This window comes from Flavobacterium sp. HJJ (assembly GCF_015351475.1).
Taxonomy (GTDB): domain Bacteria; phylum Bacteroidota; class Bacteroidia; order Flavobacteriales; family Flavobacteriaceae; genus Flavobacterium; species Flavobacterium marginilacus.
In genome coordinates, this window is the sequence record NZ_JADKPR010000002.1 from 354,949 (window position 1) to 370,158 (window position 15,210).

Consider the following 15,210-nt stretch of genomic DNA (forward strand, 5'->3'; position numbering starts at 1 on the left):
CTATATAAAAAAGTGAATTCATTTTTATGCTTTAATACGGACAGTAGTTTTTGTCCCGTCAAAAAGGACTTCTAATGTTTTTCCAACGGTACAGCTGACAGCACGGCTTTTAATATAGGATTTTATTACAGCTTCTTTATTGCCAGTTACAATAAGTTTTCCTGTCCCGCTTATAAAAGCATGTCCATTTGGACCAATATTGAGGGCAGTTTCAACACTTACAGTTCCGCCTTTAATTCTTAAATCTCCTATCGGGTCTCCTACTCCGGTTCCTATTTCCAGAGAGTTCCCTATTTCTAAAGAGGTTCCTGCATTCACAGTTACCAAACCATTCCCTCCAGTAGCATTTCCTATATAAAATGCATTTTTAACCAATACTTTTCCCGCATTTATATTTAATATCCCTGATGCGCCTTTGCCTAAATAAGCAGTATTTCTCATGCTGAATTGAGCAGCTAATGCATCAACGTTAATTGTTCCATTTAAAGTTGATAAGCCATTTGGGAAAAATGTTCCCGTTATAGTGATATTTGCGCCAGTATTTGTTGTGAATGTACGGGGGCGTTTGGCCATGGTTTCAGTGCCTGTAAATCCTAAATTTGCAGGGTTGTTAGGGCTTCCCGCTCCTATAATTAAATCCACTGTGATTAAATTAGCAAAATCAATACTGGTGTTATCCCAGTTTTTGACATTGTAAAAATTAGTGTCTGTTCCTCCTGTCCAGTTAATAATCTGGGCATTCGAAAAATTCACAAATCCAAAAAATGAAATTGCCAAAAGAAAAAATCTCATTTTTGTAATAGTAAAATTGGTCTTCATAGGCTGGTTTTTGTTTGGTTTTTAGTGTTAATTAATATTCGTAACGAACTCTGTTTTTAAAATTGGCTGTATGCATTTTTTAAAAGTGAATAAAAGCTATTTTTTTGGTTAAATGTGGTTTGAAAATATGTTTAATTAGATAAAAAACAGCTGCATTCTTAGTATTTTAGTTAAATGCTTGACAATTAAAGGTAAAACTTTAACATTACTATCCTGTCGTGACCTGTATTAAGATACTGCAAAATGAAAAATTAGAGCAATGATGCTTTAATTTATAAAATACTTTTTATGGAGAATTAATGAAAAAGAATATGATTGTCCGCAAATAAGACCGTGTATATTTTTTTTGCCACTGATTACACAGATTCTCACAGATTTCATTACTTTTTTTTAGAAAATTTGTATAAATCGTTATAACTTGTGCTAATTCGATCTGTTTGGTATTAGTTACGAATAGTCATAAAAAAGAATTTAGCCTAACAAAAAACAATGCTAAATTTTATAAATTATCACGGATTGATTCGTGTAATTATTTTACAAAATTTGTCAAGTTTCAGGATTTGTAAAGATGTGTGGTTTGGTGAATTATTGTCAGTAAAAAATATTTTTAATTGATATTTTAAAGAGGTAAGATAAACAGAATTGTTAATTTTTATGGGATAAATTTACTTTTTTCAAGCATCCAATTGTAAATTTTATCTTCTCTGAAAAAATGTTCTACACTGCCATGATTTCCTCCTTTAACAATTGTAAAAGTGAGATTCGCATCGGGATTACAGGTTTGAATTGCTTTAACCATTTTTTTGGATTGCGAAATTGGAACAATGTAATCCCTGTTCCCATGAATGACCCAAAGTGGGATTGTTGCAAGATTGCATGCATCTTTTGTGTTTCCGCCTCCGCAAATGGCTACAGCAGCCGTAATTTTTTCAGGATATCTGCCTGCAAAATCAAAAGTGCCATATCCCCCCAGACTCATTCCGCAGACATAAACTTTTGACAAATCGGTGTTATAATTGTTTTGTACATACTCTAAAACTTTCAGCAGTTTGTCGGGATCCCAGGCCCCATGAGCTACTTGCGGTGCAATTACAATGGCAGGAATTTCTTTTCCTGTTTCGATGGCCCGGATTACTCCATAACGTTTTACACGGTTCAAGTTTGTACCAGAGAGGCTTTTTCCATGCAGGAATAAGATAACAGGAGCTTTGTTATCCAGTATTTCTTGTTTAGGAAGATTAATCCAGAAAGGATAGTCGGTTTGGTCTGTTATAGCTTTTAGTTGGGCTTGTACGGATGTAATTGTGCAAAGAATGAGTAGTAAGCAGTATAAGATGGGGGAGCGCATTATTGTTTTTTATGGATGATATTTTTGAGGTTTTTGTGTCAAACTAATGATTCAAATAGAATTTTGTGACAACAGTTTTGGTCTGCGGTTTTTTTAACGCTAATTGTTTTTTGTTAATCTCTTATTCTATTTTGAAAAATTGGTTATTAGAAATGATTTCTTTGAATGGGGACAAATCTTTTACCTGTACTTTTTGCTGAAAAGCTCCTAAATGATTGTCATGATGCACATCTGAGCCAACAAAATCATACATTCCTTTCTTTAAAAGATTTTCGGCAATTTTAGTAATATTGTTGCCATAGTATCCCACTGTTGATAATAAATTGAGCTGAAACAGACAGCCTGTTTTTTTTAGTTTTAAATATTCATTGAAATTATTATGGTAGAATAAATAGCGTTCGGGATGTGCTAAAACAGGTATGTAGCCAGCTATTCTGAGATCAAAAAGAATATTATGCAAATGGATGGGAGGATTTATATAAGACATCTCTACAAGAACATAATTATCTTTTAAAGTTAATAATTCTCCAGATTGAAATAATTGAACAAATTGATCGTCCATCAGATATTCGGCAGCAGCACGGAAAGGGACATTTATGCTGTTTTTCTCTAGTTCTTTTACAGTTTTTTCTTTGTTGGTTAGAATCTGTTCTTGAGTATTGTCCCAAACATGCTGAATGATATGAGGAGTTGTTATAAATTGAGAGAAACCAAAACTAAGGAGTCTTTTTGTAAGTCTCAAGCTGTCTTCAAATGTTTTGGCGCCATCATCAATTCCTGGCAAAAGATGTGAGTGAATATCGATATGATTGTCAGGGATGAGATCCCTGAGTATAGGTTTTGATTTGAAAAGTGTAAACATGCCGCAAAGTTAAGAAAATAGTTTTTAGTGAATTCTGAGATTTGATAAGTAAATTTGAAAAAGTGTAGCAAATTAAATTCATGATAAAATAAGTTTTGCAATGGTTAAGTGAGATTTGTTAATTGATAATAAACTAATTATCGGATTATCGTTCTTTTTTGCGGGTAATTACTGAATAATTTCGCATTAGCTTTTTATGATATTTATCTTTTTTTATGTTTAAAAAAAGATATTGATAATAAAAAGCTGGTTTTTAGAGTATTTATGTTTTTCTGTTTTTTTTTTAATAGCTCCATTTGTTAAAAACATTATAATGTCTGTATATTTACAGCCGATTAGGAAAATTATTCAGCTCTAAAATGGGAGTTTGAATTGCGAAGCTGTATATTGAAGTGAGAGAAAATAGATTGAAATTATGAGAATTGAAATGCTTTCTTATAAATTTGATTTATTTATTTCATTGTCTTTTGGTGAAGCTGTTTTTTAAAGATAACTAGCTGTTTGTTGTGAAATTAAGGCAGTTGAGAATTTAATTGAGTTAAAAAAGTTAATTGATGAACAAAGAAAATAAGATTTATATTGCAGGGCACAACGGAATGGTCGGCAGTGCTATTTGGCCAACACTAATTAATAGTGGATTTAAGAATTTAATAGGTGCTTCTAGTAAAGAATTAGATCTTAGAGATCAAAAAGCAGTTCGTGATTTTATTGCAAAAGAAAATCCTGAAGTTATTATAGATGCTGCTGCCCGTGTCGGTGGTATTCTTGCTAATAATGATTATCCATATCAATTTATTATGGAAAACATGCAGATTCAGAATAATTTGATCGATTCAGCTTTGCAGAGTGGAGTCGAGAAGTTTATTTTTTAGGAAATTCTTTTATATGTCCAAAATTGGCTACTCATCCTTTCTTTAAAATTTAAAAAAGACAATATTTGAATTGTAATTGAGATATTTTAAATTTTTCATTAGATTTTTTAATTATCAATATACTATTCAGACTTTATTTTAAACTTATAAAAATTAAAAATATGAAAATATTAGACTGTACTTTACGTGATGGAGGATATTATACTAATTGGGATTTTGATAAACAATTAGTAGAAACATATTTTACTGCTATAAATAATTTACCAATTGAGTATTTGGAAGTTGGTTATAGAAGCCCAAAGTTATCTGGTTATTATGGAGAATTTTTTTATTGTCCGGATTTTGTTCTAGAAAAAATGGCTAGCTTAACAAATAAAAAACTGGTTATTATTCTGGATGAGAAAGATGTAAGAGAAGACGTTGTCGAAGAATTGTTAAAGCCCTGCCTTGGAATTATCACCATGGTAAGAATTGCAATTGATCCCAATAATTTAATGCGGGCTATTGGTTTAGCTAAGAAAGTTAAAGCAATGGGGTTTGAGTTAGGATTTAATGTAATGTACATGTCCAAGTGGAAGAAGCTCCCAGAATTTTTATCCAATTTAAAGCATGTTGATGGGCTTGCTGATTATTTTTATATGGTAGACTCTTATGGAGGTGTTTATCCTGAAGAAGTAAAAGAAATTTTTGCTTTAGTACGAGCACAAATGACAACCAAAATTGGTTTTCATGGCCATAATAATTTAGAGCTTGCACTTATTAATACATTGACAGCAATTGAATGTGGAGTCGATATGGTAGATGCTACCATTACTGGGATGGGTAGAGGAGCTGGTAATTTAAAAACTGAGCTGTTGCTAACAGCGTTAAATCAAAGAGATAATTTAGAGATAGATTTTAATTCACTTTCCTCAGTTACTGATGCTTTTACAGAATTACAAAAGGAATACGAGTGGGGTACTAATTTGCCCTATATGGTTTCTGGAGCAAATTCTCTTCCTCAGAAGGATGTTATGGATTGGGTAGGGAAAAGGTATTATTCTTACAATAGTATAATTAGAGCATTAAGTAACCAGTCTAAAGGATTGAAGGATAATGAGACTTTAATTGAATATAATTCTGATGAAATCTTCAGCAAAGCTTTAATTGTTGGAGGTGGGAATAGTGTTAATGAACATGTGGAGGCTATTAAAAGTTATCTTTCATTAAATCCTGATATCGTAATTATTCATTCTAGTTCAAGAAATGTAAGCTACTTTAATGATTTTACCAACAGACAGTTTCATTGTCTTGCGGGTAATGAGGGGCATAGACTTGAAAAAATATTTAATTCAATTCCAAATAATAGAATTGCGATATTGCCTCCATATCCGAGAGCAATGGGAACATATATACCTAAAAATTTTAAATCAAATTCTTACCAGCTTTCAGAAATTAATATAACTGATAAATTTAAAAGTTCAATAACAGCTTTATTACTTCAACTAATCAAAGAAATGAAAGTTAAAGAAGTAATAGTATGTGGTTATGATGGATATAATGGCGAAATTGATCAAAATAAATTAGAGTTATTTAATGAAAATGAATACCTATTTGATAATTTTTCAAAAAATAATTTTAAATTAAAATCTTTTACGCCTACAAAATATAATGGTTTGGTGCAAGAGTCAGTGTATTCTGAATTATAGATTTATGGAAACAATTAGTGTTTTTTTACCTACAAGAAAGGGAAGCGAAAGAGTATTAAATAAAAATACCAGAAAGTTTTCTAATGTTGATAATGGATTATTAGAAATAAAGTTAGATCAGCTCTTGAAAACAGAGCTAGTTCATGAAATCGTCTTATCATCAAATGATAATGCTTCTTTGGAGTATGGATGTAAATTAGCTTTGAAAGAAAGTAGATTAAAGATTATTGAACGTCCAGATGAGCTTGCATTGAGCAGTACAAATTTAATTGATTTAGTAAAATACGTTCCGTCGATATGTAGTATGTCTCATATTTTATGGACGCATGTTACGTCACCTTTTGTGTTGTCTGAGGATTATGATAATGCTATAAGAACATATTTTAAATCTCTAAATGAAAATTATGATTCCTTAATGAGTGTAAAAACAATCCAAAATTTTTTATGGTCAAAAGAAAAGAATGATTTAATTAATAGATTGACAGATATAAAGTGGCCAAGAACACAAGATTTAATGCCTTTATATGAGATCGATAGTGCTTTTTTTATTGCATCTAAAAATGTTTATTTGGAGAATAAAGATAGAATTGGAATTAAACCTTTTTTAATGGAACAGTCAGGTTATAAGTCATTTGATGTTGATTGGGAACATGATTTTGAATTAGCGGAATTAATTTACAAAAATATAAATGGATAGATATAAAACAATTCTATGGGATTTTGATGGCGTTATCATGGATTCAATGCCAGTCCGTGATAAAGGGTTTGAAATTGTTTTAAAAAATTATCCTCAAAAGCAAGTGTCACTTTTGATGGAATATCATAGAAGTAATGGAGGCCTTTCCCGATACAATAAATTTAGATATTTTTTTGAAGAAATAAGGAAAGAATCGATTACAGATTATGATATTAAACTACTTGCAGAAAAGTTTTCGGTTGTAATGCTACAAAATCTTTTAGATAAAAGTTTGTTTATAGAAGATACTATAAGATTCATAAAAGAGAATTATACAAAATACAATATGCATATCGTTTCTGGTTCTGATGGAAATGAATTACGACATATTTGTGAGACATTAGGATTGTCTAAATATTTTATTTCAATTCATGGTTCTCCAACTCCAAAAATAGAGTTAGTGAAAAAGGTTTTATCAGATAATGATTATAAAAAAAAAGAAACGTGTTTGATTGGTGATTCTTTTAATGATTTAGAAGCTGCTGACTTTAATTTAATAACTTTTTATGGATACAATAATAAAGAATTGTTAAACAAGTCAGAAAACTATATTGGGTCTTTTTCTGATTTTTCAAAAATAGAAAAAACATAATTGTTGTTTTTTAAATATTATTTATAATGAGAAATCTATTGATTACATTTCTAATGTTATTATTGGTGGTTTTTTTTACGCATTGTAGTAGTGAAAAAGAACCTGTAAGTATTACTACACTTCCAGATAATCTGGATCATAAACCTCAGAATTATCTTGGAAAAGATTTTGTATTATTTGATAATAATCCTGTTATAGATTCAGATTTATATTTAGAGGGTGGTATTTTACAAAATCAAAGTGATACTCCTCGTTTTTTAAAATCTACAAGAATCTGGCAGGGTACACCATCTATTGGTAGCGATTATTACGGTAATTTATATGTTGCATGGGTAACAGGTGGTCCAGGTGAGGGAAATGAAAACTATCTTACTGTTTCTTTGAGTAAAGATAAGGGAAAAAGCTGGAGTCATGACAAATTAATTACTTATGTTGATTCAAAAGATTCAACAAGATTAATGGATGTAGGTTTGTTTAATGACAAGTTTGGAAATTTGTATATGAATTGGGCTAAACATGTCAAGAAAAAAAATTTTATAAAGAAAGTATGGGCAGTTAGTTGGTATTCAAAATTGAACTTGTCAAAAGAAGGTGATACTATCCGTTATACTCCTCCAAGAAAAATAGCTGAAGGGAGTATGATTAATAAACCTTTTTATTCTGAGTTTTCAGATCAAATTGTTTTTCCTATTTCCCGTTGGTACGAAGGAAATTCAGATTTGCATCAACCTTTCATTTATAAGGCAAATTATGGAACTAGTCATTTGAATAATTTTACAAAAGTGGGATCAATACCATTAGATCCTTCTATTATGTCAATTCATGAGCACATGGTTCTACAGTTAAAAGACAGTACTTATTTCGGGATGGTTAGGACTTTAGATGGGATTTATTATTCTAAAAGTCAAGATGGAAATAATTGGGATATGGGAAAGAAATTTACACAATTAGGTCCTACAACTCCAGCTCGTTTTCATTTGGCTAAATTGAAATCTGGTCGCTTAATTCTTATTTTTAATAATAGTCAAGCTAGATCTAATATGATGATATATTTATCTGATGATGACGGAGTAACTTGGCCTTATAAAATGGTAATTGACGCAGGTAATTATGTGTCATATCCTGATATGATAGAGACAGAAAAGGGAGTTTTGAATATTGTTTATGATTATGCAAGGAAACCATACGGGACTATTTATTTTGTTAGCGTAAAGGAAGATGATATTATAAAGAATGTTTCTACTAATATTTATAGGACAAAAATAAGTACACTTCAATAATCATTACTTAATAAAATTTATTACCATATAGAATTAACATAGAATTAAAAAATTAGTTAAAAAATTAATTAAAAATTGTGAAAAAAAAAACAGAAGAAAAGGCGTTGTTTAATAGTATTAATTTATATTCTTGGTTAAATTTATTTTCAAAATTAATAATTCCTATATGTATTTTACCCTTAATATTTAAAAAATATAATGCTGATGATTCTCAAGAATGGCTTTATTTTTTAAACATCATGTCAATGGCAGTTTTTTTTGACTTTGGTTCAATTAGTTTACAAAATAGAATATACGGATATATTAAAGGTAAGGCAGGTATTTCTGCCAAGGTTTTTAATACTAAGTTTAATTCAATATTATTATTTACCTCAGTTTTTTGGCTTTTCATTGTTTTTTTGTATTTAAATAATGTTCGAGGAAGTGTTTCCTTAATTGTTGTATTAGGATTAATTAGTAACTATATTGTTGTATATGTTCAAAATATAATTTTTGCACAAAGCTATATTGTTAAATCTAAGAATATTGAGACATTTTGTAATGTTCTTAGATTAATATATACTATTGTATTAATCCAAATGAATAGTTCCTTTGATATTCTTTTGAATTACTATTATGGGTTCTATATTTTTCTAGCTTTAACTTATTTGTATTTACTTAGGAAAGTTTGTGTTCATTATTTATATGGACTTTCTAATCCGATAAATCTTATAAAAAAGTACAAAAAACAAATTTTTGGAGCTTGGATAGCCACCAGTTTTTCAACGGGTGTTTTTTTTATTTCTAATGTTTATTTAGTTGATAAATTTTCTGCTTTTGCATGGGGTAATTATTTGTTAACAGTACGTATAGTTGATATGATTGCAAATATGGCATTTGTTCCATTTTATTCAAGAATACCAAATTTTATAAATATGTATTTTAAAAATGAAAAAGTGAAATTAAAAAATGAAATATTTAGAAATCTTTTAATATCTATAGGTATCTATGTTGCATTGTCTGTCTTTTGCCTCGTTTTTGTTAATATTGTACTTGATATTTTAAAAACAAATACCAAGCTTACAGGAATAAAAAATGCATTGTTGATATTTATTTCTATGTTGTTATATAAATTAGGTACTTCATTTTTGCAGATTAGTGCATTTGGGAATAAAGTGGATTGGCATAAACCAGTAATTACGCAATTTATTATGGTTGTGGCAATATTTCTTGGTGTTCAAAGTATAGGAATAGAATATAAATTTTCTATTCCGTTTTCAATTAGTGTTCTCTTTTTTTTACCGTACACCATTTATTTAGCAAGAAAGAATTTTTAATATGAAAAAAACATGTATAATTGCTGGTTCAGGACCATCTTTACTTACTGAAAATATTGATTTAATCCCAGATAATGTCTATTTTATGGTTTGTAATCATTATTATAAAATGAATGATTCATATACTAGAAAGCCTGATGCTATTGTTATTACCGACAGTTATAGATTAAATGAGATTGGAGATAAGTATTCAAATTATGATGCTGAACTTTTTGTAGGTCATCAAAAATATATAAATCCTCCTGTAAAATATATTAAAAATATTGTACGTAGAAGTTTTACTCCTGTTAGTCAGTTAGCTAAAAGTAGAATTAGAAAATTATTTTTCTTTGATAAAATATTAATCCCTCAGTTTCTTCATGATTTGTTTTTTGATAAACGCAAGTGGAATCATAACAACATTTCACAAATAGGAATAAATTATGGCAGTAGTGTTATTTTTGCAGCTACTCAGATAGCTATTTCAAAAGGATATAATAAGATTATTTATATTGGTGTCGATGCTAATTACTCAAATGGAAATTATTCTTTTAAAATAGATGAAAATTTTTTTTTGAACCAAAGTTTTATGAGTAATCCTCGTCTTAATATGGAGCCTTATTTAGTTAGCATGCAAATTTATTATGAGCCATTTGGAATTGAGTTTGTTGATTGTACCAATGGAGGGAAACTTCAATTTATAAAAAAATCATCGTTAGAGATTGAGTTTGCTAATGAGAATTAGATTAGGGATTCATTTTTTTTCTATTATATTAGTAGAAGTTGTTTTTTTGCATTTATTAATTAAAAATGTTAAGATTAGTGATTTATGAGAGGGAGTGTAAATAATCCAATTTTAACATTAAAAAATAATAGGAATAAAAAAATACTGTATAATCTAAATAGACTTTTTTTTATTTTATTCCCTTTTAATATTTTATTTATAAAGATTATATCAGTACCTCAAGTAACATTTTGGAAAGAGTTTGTGATATTGACAAATTTATTTGTAGTGTTATTTTCTTCAAAAGATTTTTTTTTAAAAAAGTATATCTTTATTGTATTTATAACATTATTGATTGATCTGTTTCTTAATCGATTTAGTTTTGATCATGTATTTTGGCTGTCAACTGGTTTGCCGGTATTTAATTACTTTAAGCAGGTAAATAGAAAGCATTTTGACATAGACTTATGTCTTATTATTATATTGATGTGTTTAGGTGCTTTTTGGATATTTTTTTTTGAATCAAGAGGTAATTATAGTTATTTTTTTGTAGCTGAAAAAGAAGAATTTACCTTATTAAGGGGCGATACTCTGCGTATGCGCTATTGTTTTGTTAGCCCTATGGCTTTATCTCAGTTTAGCTGGTTTACTTTGGTTTGCGTTACTACTAATCAACGATATAATAAAATTTTTAAGATAATTGCTACATTATTAATTGGCTATGTTTTAATTGTGGCCAATACTAGAGCTGGTTATTTATTATTAGGCGTATCTATTTTGATGTTCGTTTATTCTTATTTCTGTAAGGCAAATAAGTGGATTGTTTTTTGTTTTATATTACTTGGTTGTATTATTATTATAGATCAATTATTGGTTAATTCTGTTGCTGAATCTGAGACATCACTTTCTGATGCTTTGCGCTTTGTAAGAATACAAAATGGTATTACGAGTATAAAGGTGAATTGGCTTTTCGGAATGGGAGGTGAATTTTTTTCCCCAAGATCTCAATATTTTACTAATATTTCAAATTTTGAAAATTCTTGGTTATCTTTAATTTATAGTTTTGGAACGCTCGGAATCTTGTTAATATTTATTATTGTAAATAGGCTAGGTGGGAATATTTCCTCTAATAATTATAATTTTTTATGTTTGAGTATAGCATGGTTATTATATTCAATATTATTCCCTATTTTGCAAGAAGCTACTTCTATTTATATTACATGGTGTATTATTGCTTTTTCATGTCATTTTAAAAAATTTGAATATTTTTCCTTAAAAAGTACTCGAGGTAAAACAAGATTTAATATGTATTATAATTTAAAATATTAAAATAAATGAAAAAAAAGTCACATAGATTTTTATTTATAAATTCATTTTATTCTCCTAATATTGCTGGTGGTGCTGAGATTATAATGCAAGTACAAGCAGAGGGTTTGGCAAAGATGGGTTTTGCCGTTTCCGTTTTGGCTACTTCTAATAAGTCAGGATTATCATCTGAAACAATAAACGGTGTAAAAGTATATAGGGCTGGAATACGTAATTTTTATTGGCATTTTAATCAGAATAAACCTAGTAAATTACGTAGATTAGGTTGGCATATAAGAGATATTTATAATTTTGAAATGAATCAATTTGTTAGGGAAGTTTTAGAGAAAGAAAAACCTACAATTGTATTTTTACATAATATATCTGGTTGGTCTATTTGTATTTTTGATGAAATTAAAAAGTTGAAAATACCAGTTGTTCAAGTTCTTCATGATCAATATTTTAGATGTCCTAATTCTAATATGTTTAAAGGGGAACATGCTTGTGTTTCTCAATGTAATTCTTGTTATATTTTTCGTTTTCCGCATAAGAAAGCTACTCAAAAAGTCACAGCAGTTGTTGGAGTGAGTTCCTTTATAATTGATGGATTTGTTCAAGATGGTTATTTTTTGAATGTGTCCAAATATGTTATTTATAATGCCCGTGATATTGAAATTACTAAGGCTCCTTTTTTAGTTCAAACCAATACTCCTCTTAGGTTTGGCTATCTAGGAACTCTTGCTAAAGCGAAAGGGCTGGAGTGGTTGATAGATGAGTTTTTGTCTTTAGATTTTGAAGCCACTTTACTCATTGGTGGAAAAGGTATTATCGAATACGAAACAAAGTTAAAAATTTTGGCAAATAGTTCTAAAATTCTGTTTTTGGGATATGTTGACCCTGCTGATTTTTATGCACAAATTGATGTTTCAATTGTACCATCAATATGGCCGGATACATTTCCAGGAGTTGCTTTTGAATCTGCAGCTTATAGTGTACCCGTTATTGCTTCAAAAATAGGGGGACTACCTGAAATAATCAAAGAGGATGTGAATGGTTTGCTTTGTGATCCGTCCGATGTTAATTCGTTATCAAAAGCAATGAAACGTCTAAATAAGGATAGAGTGTTATTAAATAATCTTATTAGTAAATCGTCCGAGTCAGTTAAACCTTTTTTGTCAGTTGATAGAATGTTAAATGAATATATTGAGTTATGTGATGCATTATAAATATTTACTAATTTGATTTAAGTGTTTTAGAATTCTTTTATTGTTTATGTCATTTTATAAATCTGTTTTCTGGTTATAACGAAACAGGCTAAAATAAAAATAGTGATTATCTTATTAAATTAAAATTTGGTAATTTTCTGAATACTTATTAAATATGGAAAATACAATTGCGGTTAATGCACGTTTTCTAACCCAATCAATTACTGGAGTTCAACGTTTTGCGATAGAGTTGTCAAGAAGGCTTAAGGGTATTTATGGCTCTGAAATTCAGTTTTTTGCACCCAAAAATATAGTTAATGCTGAGCTAGCAGATGAATTAAATATTATAATTATTGGACACAATACAGGACATATTTGGGAGCAGATGGATCTGCCTAATTTTTTAAAGAGCAAAGGGAATCCACTTCTGTTAAATCTCGCTAATACTGCTCCATTGTTTTATAAAAATAAAATAGTAACGATTCATGATGTTGCATTTTTGGCTTATCCAGAAACGTATTCTAAAAAGTTCTTGTTTTTTTATAAGTTTTTAATACCCAAAGTAATTTATTCGTCAAAACATGTTCTTACTGTAAGTGATTTTTCTAAAAGCGAAATTGTTAAGTTTTACAAAATTTCTCAGGATAAAATAACAGTAATCTATAATGCTGTAGCTAATCAATTTTCTATTGGTTCAAGCTCATTAGAGCAAGCGAAAGTTCCTTATTTAGTAGCAGTTTCGTCCTTAAATTATAGAAAAAATTTACATTCTGTGCTTGCAGCTTTCCAAAGAATATCAAATGAATATAATAATAACTTGCAATTAATAGTTATTGGTGATATAAAAAGTAAAATTTTTAAATCAATTGATATACAGGAATATAGTAGTAATACAGCCTTTCAATTTGTTGGGCGAGTTTCTGATGAAGAGTTAATAAAATTTTATACAAATGCATTGGGGTTTATTTATCCTTCTTATTATGAAGGCTTTGGGATACCTCCTTTAGAAGCGCAAGCTTGTGGATGTCCAGTAATTGTTTCGAATGTTAGTTCTTTGCCAGAGGTTTTTAAGGATAGTGCATTATATTGTAATCCAAATTCGATTGATGAAATTAGCAACGCAATGATTACTTTGGTGAAAGATAAAGCATTAAGGGAGCAGTTAGTAGAGAAAGGAAGACAAAACCTATTACGTTTTTCTTGGGATCAAAGTGCTTTGAAATTAAGTAATATTATTAATAATAACATTAAATGAGAGTAGCATTAGTTCAAGATTGGTTGACCGAAATGGGAGGTGCTGAAAAAGTTTTTGCATCTATACATTCTTTGTATCCAGATGCTGATATTTTTACATTAGTTGCCAATGATGATATTCTAGAAAGACTCAATATTAATAAATCAAAGGTTACGACTTCATTTATTCAACGCTTGCCAGGATGTCCTAAACGGTATAGAAACTATTTTCCTTTGTTTAAATATGGAATAGAAGAGTTTGATTTATCATCGTATGATTTAGTTATAAGTTCTTCCTATTGTGTGGCAAAGGGGGTGTTAACCAATCATAGTCAGGTACATATTAGTTATTGTCATTCTCCGGTACGTTATGCATGGGATTTGCATCATAAATATATTCAAGAAGCAAATCTACAAACTGGTTTTAAGGGTATGATTGCAAAATATTTTTTGCATCATTTACGTATTTGGGATATAGCTAGCTCAAATCGTGTAGATTATTTTATAGCCAATTCAAATTTCATAGCATCCAGAATTAATAAAATTTACCGACGTAAATCAGATACAATTTATCCTCCTGTTGATGTTAATGCTTTTACATTACAGACTAATAAAGAAAATTTCTATATAACGTGTTCTCGATTAGTGCCTTATAAAAAAGTAGATCTTATTGTGGATGCCTTTTCAAAAATGCCTGACAAAGAACTTGTGGTTATTGGTGATGGTCCAGAATTTAAAAAATTAAATAAAGTTGTGTCAAGCCTTCCAAATATAAAAATGTTAGGTTATCAAAGTTTTGAAGTTTTGAAAGAAAAAATGGCTAAAGCGAAGGCATTTGTATTTGCTGCAGAAGAGGATTTTGGAATTGTACCTGTAGAAGCACAAGCCTGTGGTACACCTGTAATTGCTTATGGAAAGGGAGGAAGTCTTGAGACTGTAAAGCATGGTTTAACAGGGATTTTGTTTAAGGAACAAACTAGTGATTCAATAATTGTGGCTGTCGAAGAATTTGAGCAAGTGAGTTTTGATCCTGTTATAATCCGTGTACATGCTGAAAGTTTTAGTACAGAGATATTTAATGATAATTTTTTGTCTTTTGTTAAAGAAAAAACAACAATTGTTTAGTGTTAATATAAATGAATTAGTTTTTTTGACTAAAGATGGAGATAACTGAAATTAGTCATCCATATAAGAGACTACATAAGTAGTAAATTAAGGCTAACTCTTAAATGGAATTAATTGTTAAAAAAC

13 protein-coding genes and 1 pseudogene are annotated in these 15,210 nt (G+C 29.3%); 11 read left to right on the forward strand and 3 right to left on the reverse strand.

The genetic code is table 11. The annotated features are described in order from the left end of the window. Window positions 1-24: 24 nt before the first annotated feature. The 3 genes from IRZ80_RS03360 to IRZ80_RS03370 form a co-directional block, all read right to left on the reverse strand. The gene (locus IRZ80_RS03360) at window positions 25-792 is read right to left on the reverse strand and encodes a hypothetical protein (protein ID WP_194640140.1); all 768 of its coding nucleotides are present in this window, start codon (window positions 790-792) and stop codon (window positions 25-27) included. 679 nt (window positions 793-1,471) lie between these two features. After that, window positions 1,472-2,167 carry a prolyl oligopeptidase family serine peptidase gene (locus tag IRZ80_RS03365; protein WP_194640141.1) on the reverse strand — a complete coding sequence of 232 codons (696 nt, stop codon included), beginning with the start codon at window positions 2,165-2,167 and terminating at the stop codon, window positions 1,472-1,474. 121 nt (window positions 2,168-2,288) lie between these two features. Further along, window positions 2,289-3,029: a tyrosine-protein phosphatase gene (locus IRZ80_RS03370; RefSeq protein WP_194640142.1), complete on the reverse strand. Its 741-nt coding sequence runs from the start codon at window positions 3,027-3,029 to the stop codon at window positions 2,289-2,291. 554 nt (window positions 3,030-3,583) lie between these two features. Here IRZ80_RS03370 and IRZ80_RS03375 point away from each other — a divergent pair. The 11 genes and pseudogenes from IRZ80_RS03375 to IRZ80_RS03425 form a co-directional block, all read left to right on the forward strand. Then, window positions 3,584-3,939 (forward strand): annotated as a pseudogene (locus IRZ80_RS03375) (NAD-dependent epimerase/dehydratase family protein); the annotation flags it as partial. Between the two features lie 123 nt (window positions 3,940-4,062). Next, complete coding sequence (locus tag IRZ80_RS03380) at window positions 4,063-5,589, forward strand: aldolase catalytic domain-containing protein (RefSeq protein ID WP_194640143.1); 1,527 nt, start codon at window positions 4,063-4,065, stop codon at window positions 5,587-5,589. A gap of 4 nt (window positions 5,590-5,593) precedes the next feature. Further along, window positions 5,594-6,286: a cytidylyltransferase domain-containing protein gene (locus IRZ80_RS03385; RefSeq protein WP_194640144.1), complete on the forward strand. Its 693-nt coding sequence runs from the start codon at window positions 5,594-5,596 to the stop codon at window positions 6,284-6,286. After that, entirely contained in the window at window positions 6,279-6,917 is a 639-nt protein-coding gene (locus IRZ80_RS03390) for an HAD family hydrolase (protein ID WP_194640145.1), read from the forward strand. The genes IRZ80_RS03385 and IRZ80_RS03390 overlap by 8 nt, the downstream gene beginning before the upstream one ends. 26 nt (window positions 6,918-6,943) lie before the next feature. Then, a complete protein-coding gene (locus IRZ80_RS03395) occupies window positions 6,944-8,197 on the forward strand; it encodes a sialidase family protein (protein ID WP_194640146.1) in 1,254 nt (417 codons plus the stop codon). A 77-nt stretch (window positions 8,198-8,274) separates the two neighbouring features. Continuing rightward, complete coding sequence (locus IRZ80_RS03400; protein ID WP_194640147.1) at window positions 8,275-9,513, forward strand: hypothetical protein; 1,239 nt, start codon at window positions 8,275-8,277, stop codon at window positions 9,511-9,513. A gap of 1 nt (window position 9,514) precedes the next feature. Next, entirely contained in the window at window positions 9,515-10,237 is a 723-nt protein-coding gene (locus IRZ80_RS03405; protein ID WP_194640148.1) for a hypothetical protein, read from the forward strand. Window positions 10,238-10,321: 84 nt separating this feature from the next. Further along, on the forward strand, window positions 10,322-11,545 hold the full coding sequence (locus tag IRZ80_RS03410) for an O-antigen ligase family protein (RefSeq protein ID WP_194640149.1): 1,224 nt from the start codon (window positions 10,322-10,324) through the stop codon (window positions 11,543-11,545). Between the two features lie 5 nt (window positions 11,546-11,550). Further along, window positions 11,551-12,747 (forward strand): glycosyltransferase family 4 protein, encoded by a 1,197-nt coding sequence (locus tag IRZ80_RS03415; RefSeq protein WP_194640150.1) that lies wholly within the window; start codon window positions 11,551-11,553, stop codon window positions 12,745-12,747. Between the two features lie 154 nt (window positions 12,748-12,901). Then, complete coding sequence (locus IRZ80_RS03420) at window positions 12,902-13,981, forward strand: glycosyltransferase family 4 protein (protein WP_194640151.1); 1,080 nt, start codon at window positions 12,902-12,904, stop codon at window positions 13,979-13,981. Then, the gene (locus tag IRZ80_RS03425) at window positions 13,978-15,084 is read left to right on the forward strand and encodes a glycosyltransferase (protein WP_194640152.1); all 1,107 of its coding nucleotides are present in this window, start codon (window positions 13,978-13,980) and stop codon (window positions 15,082-15,084) included. The genes IRZ80_RS03420 and IRZ80_RS03425 overlap by 4 nt, the downstream gene beginning before the upstream one ends. The last annotated feature ends 126 nt before the right edge of the window (window positions 15,085-15,210 follow it).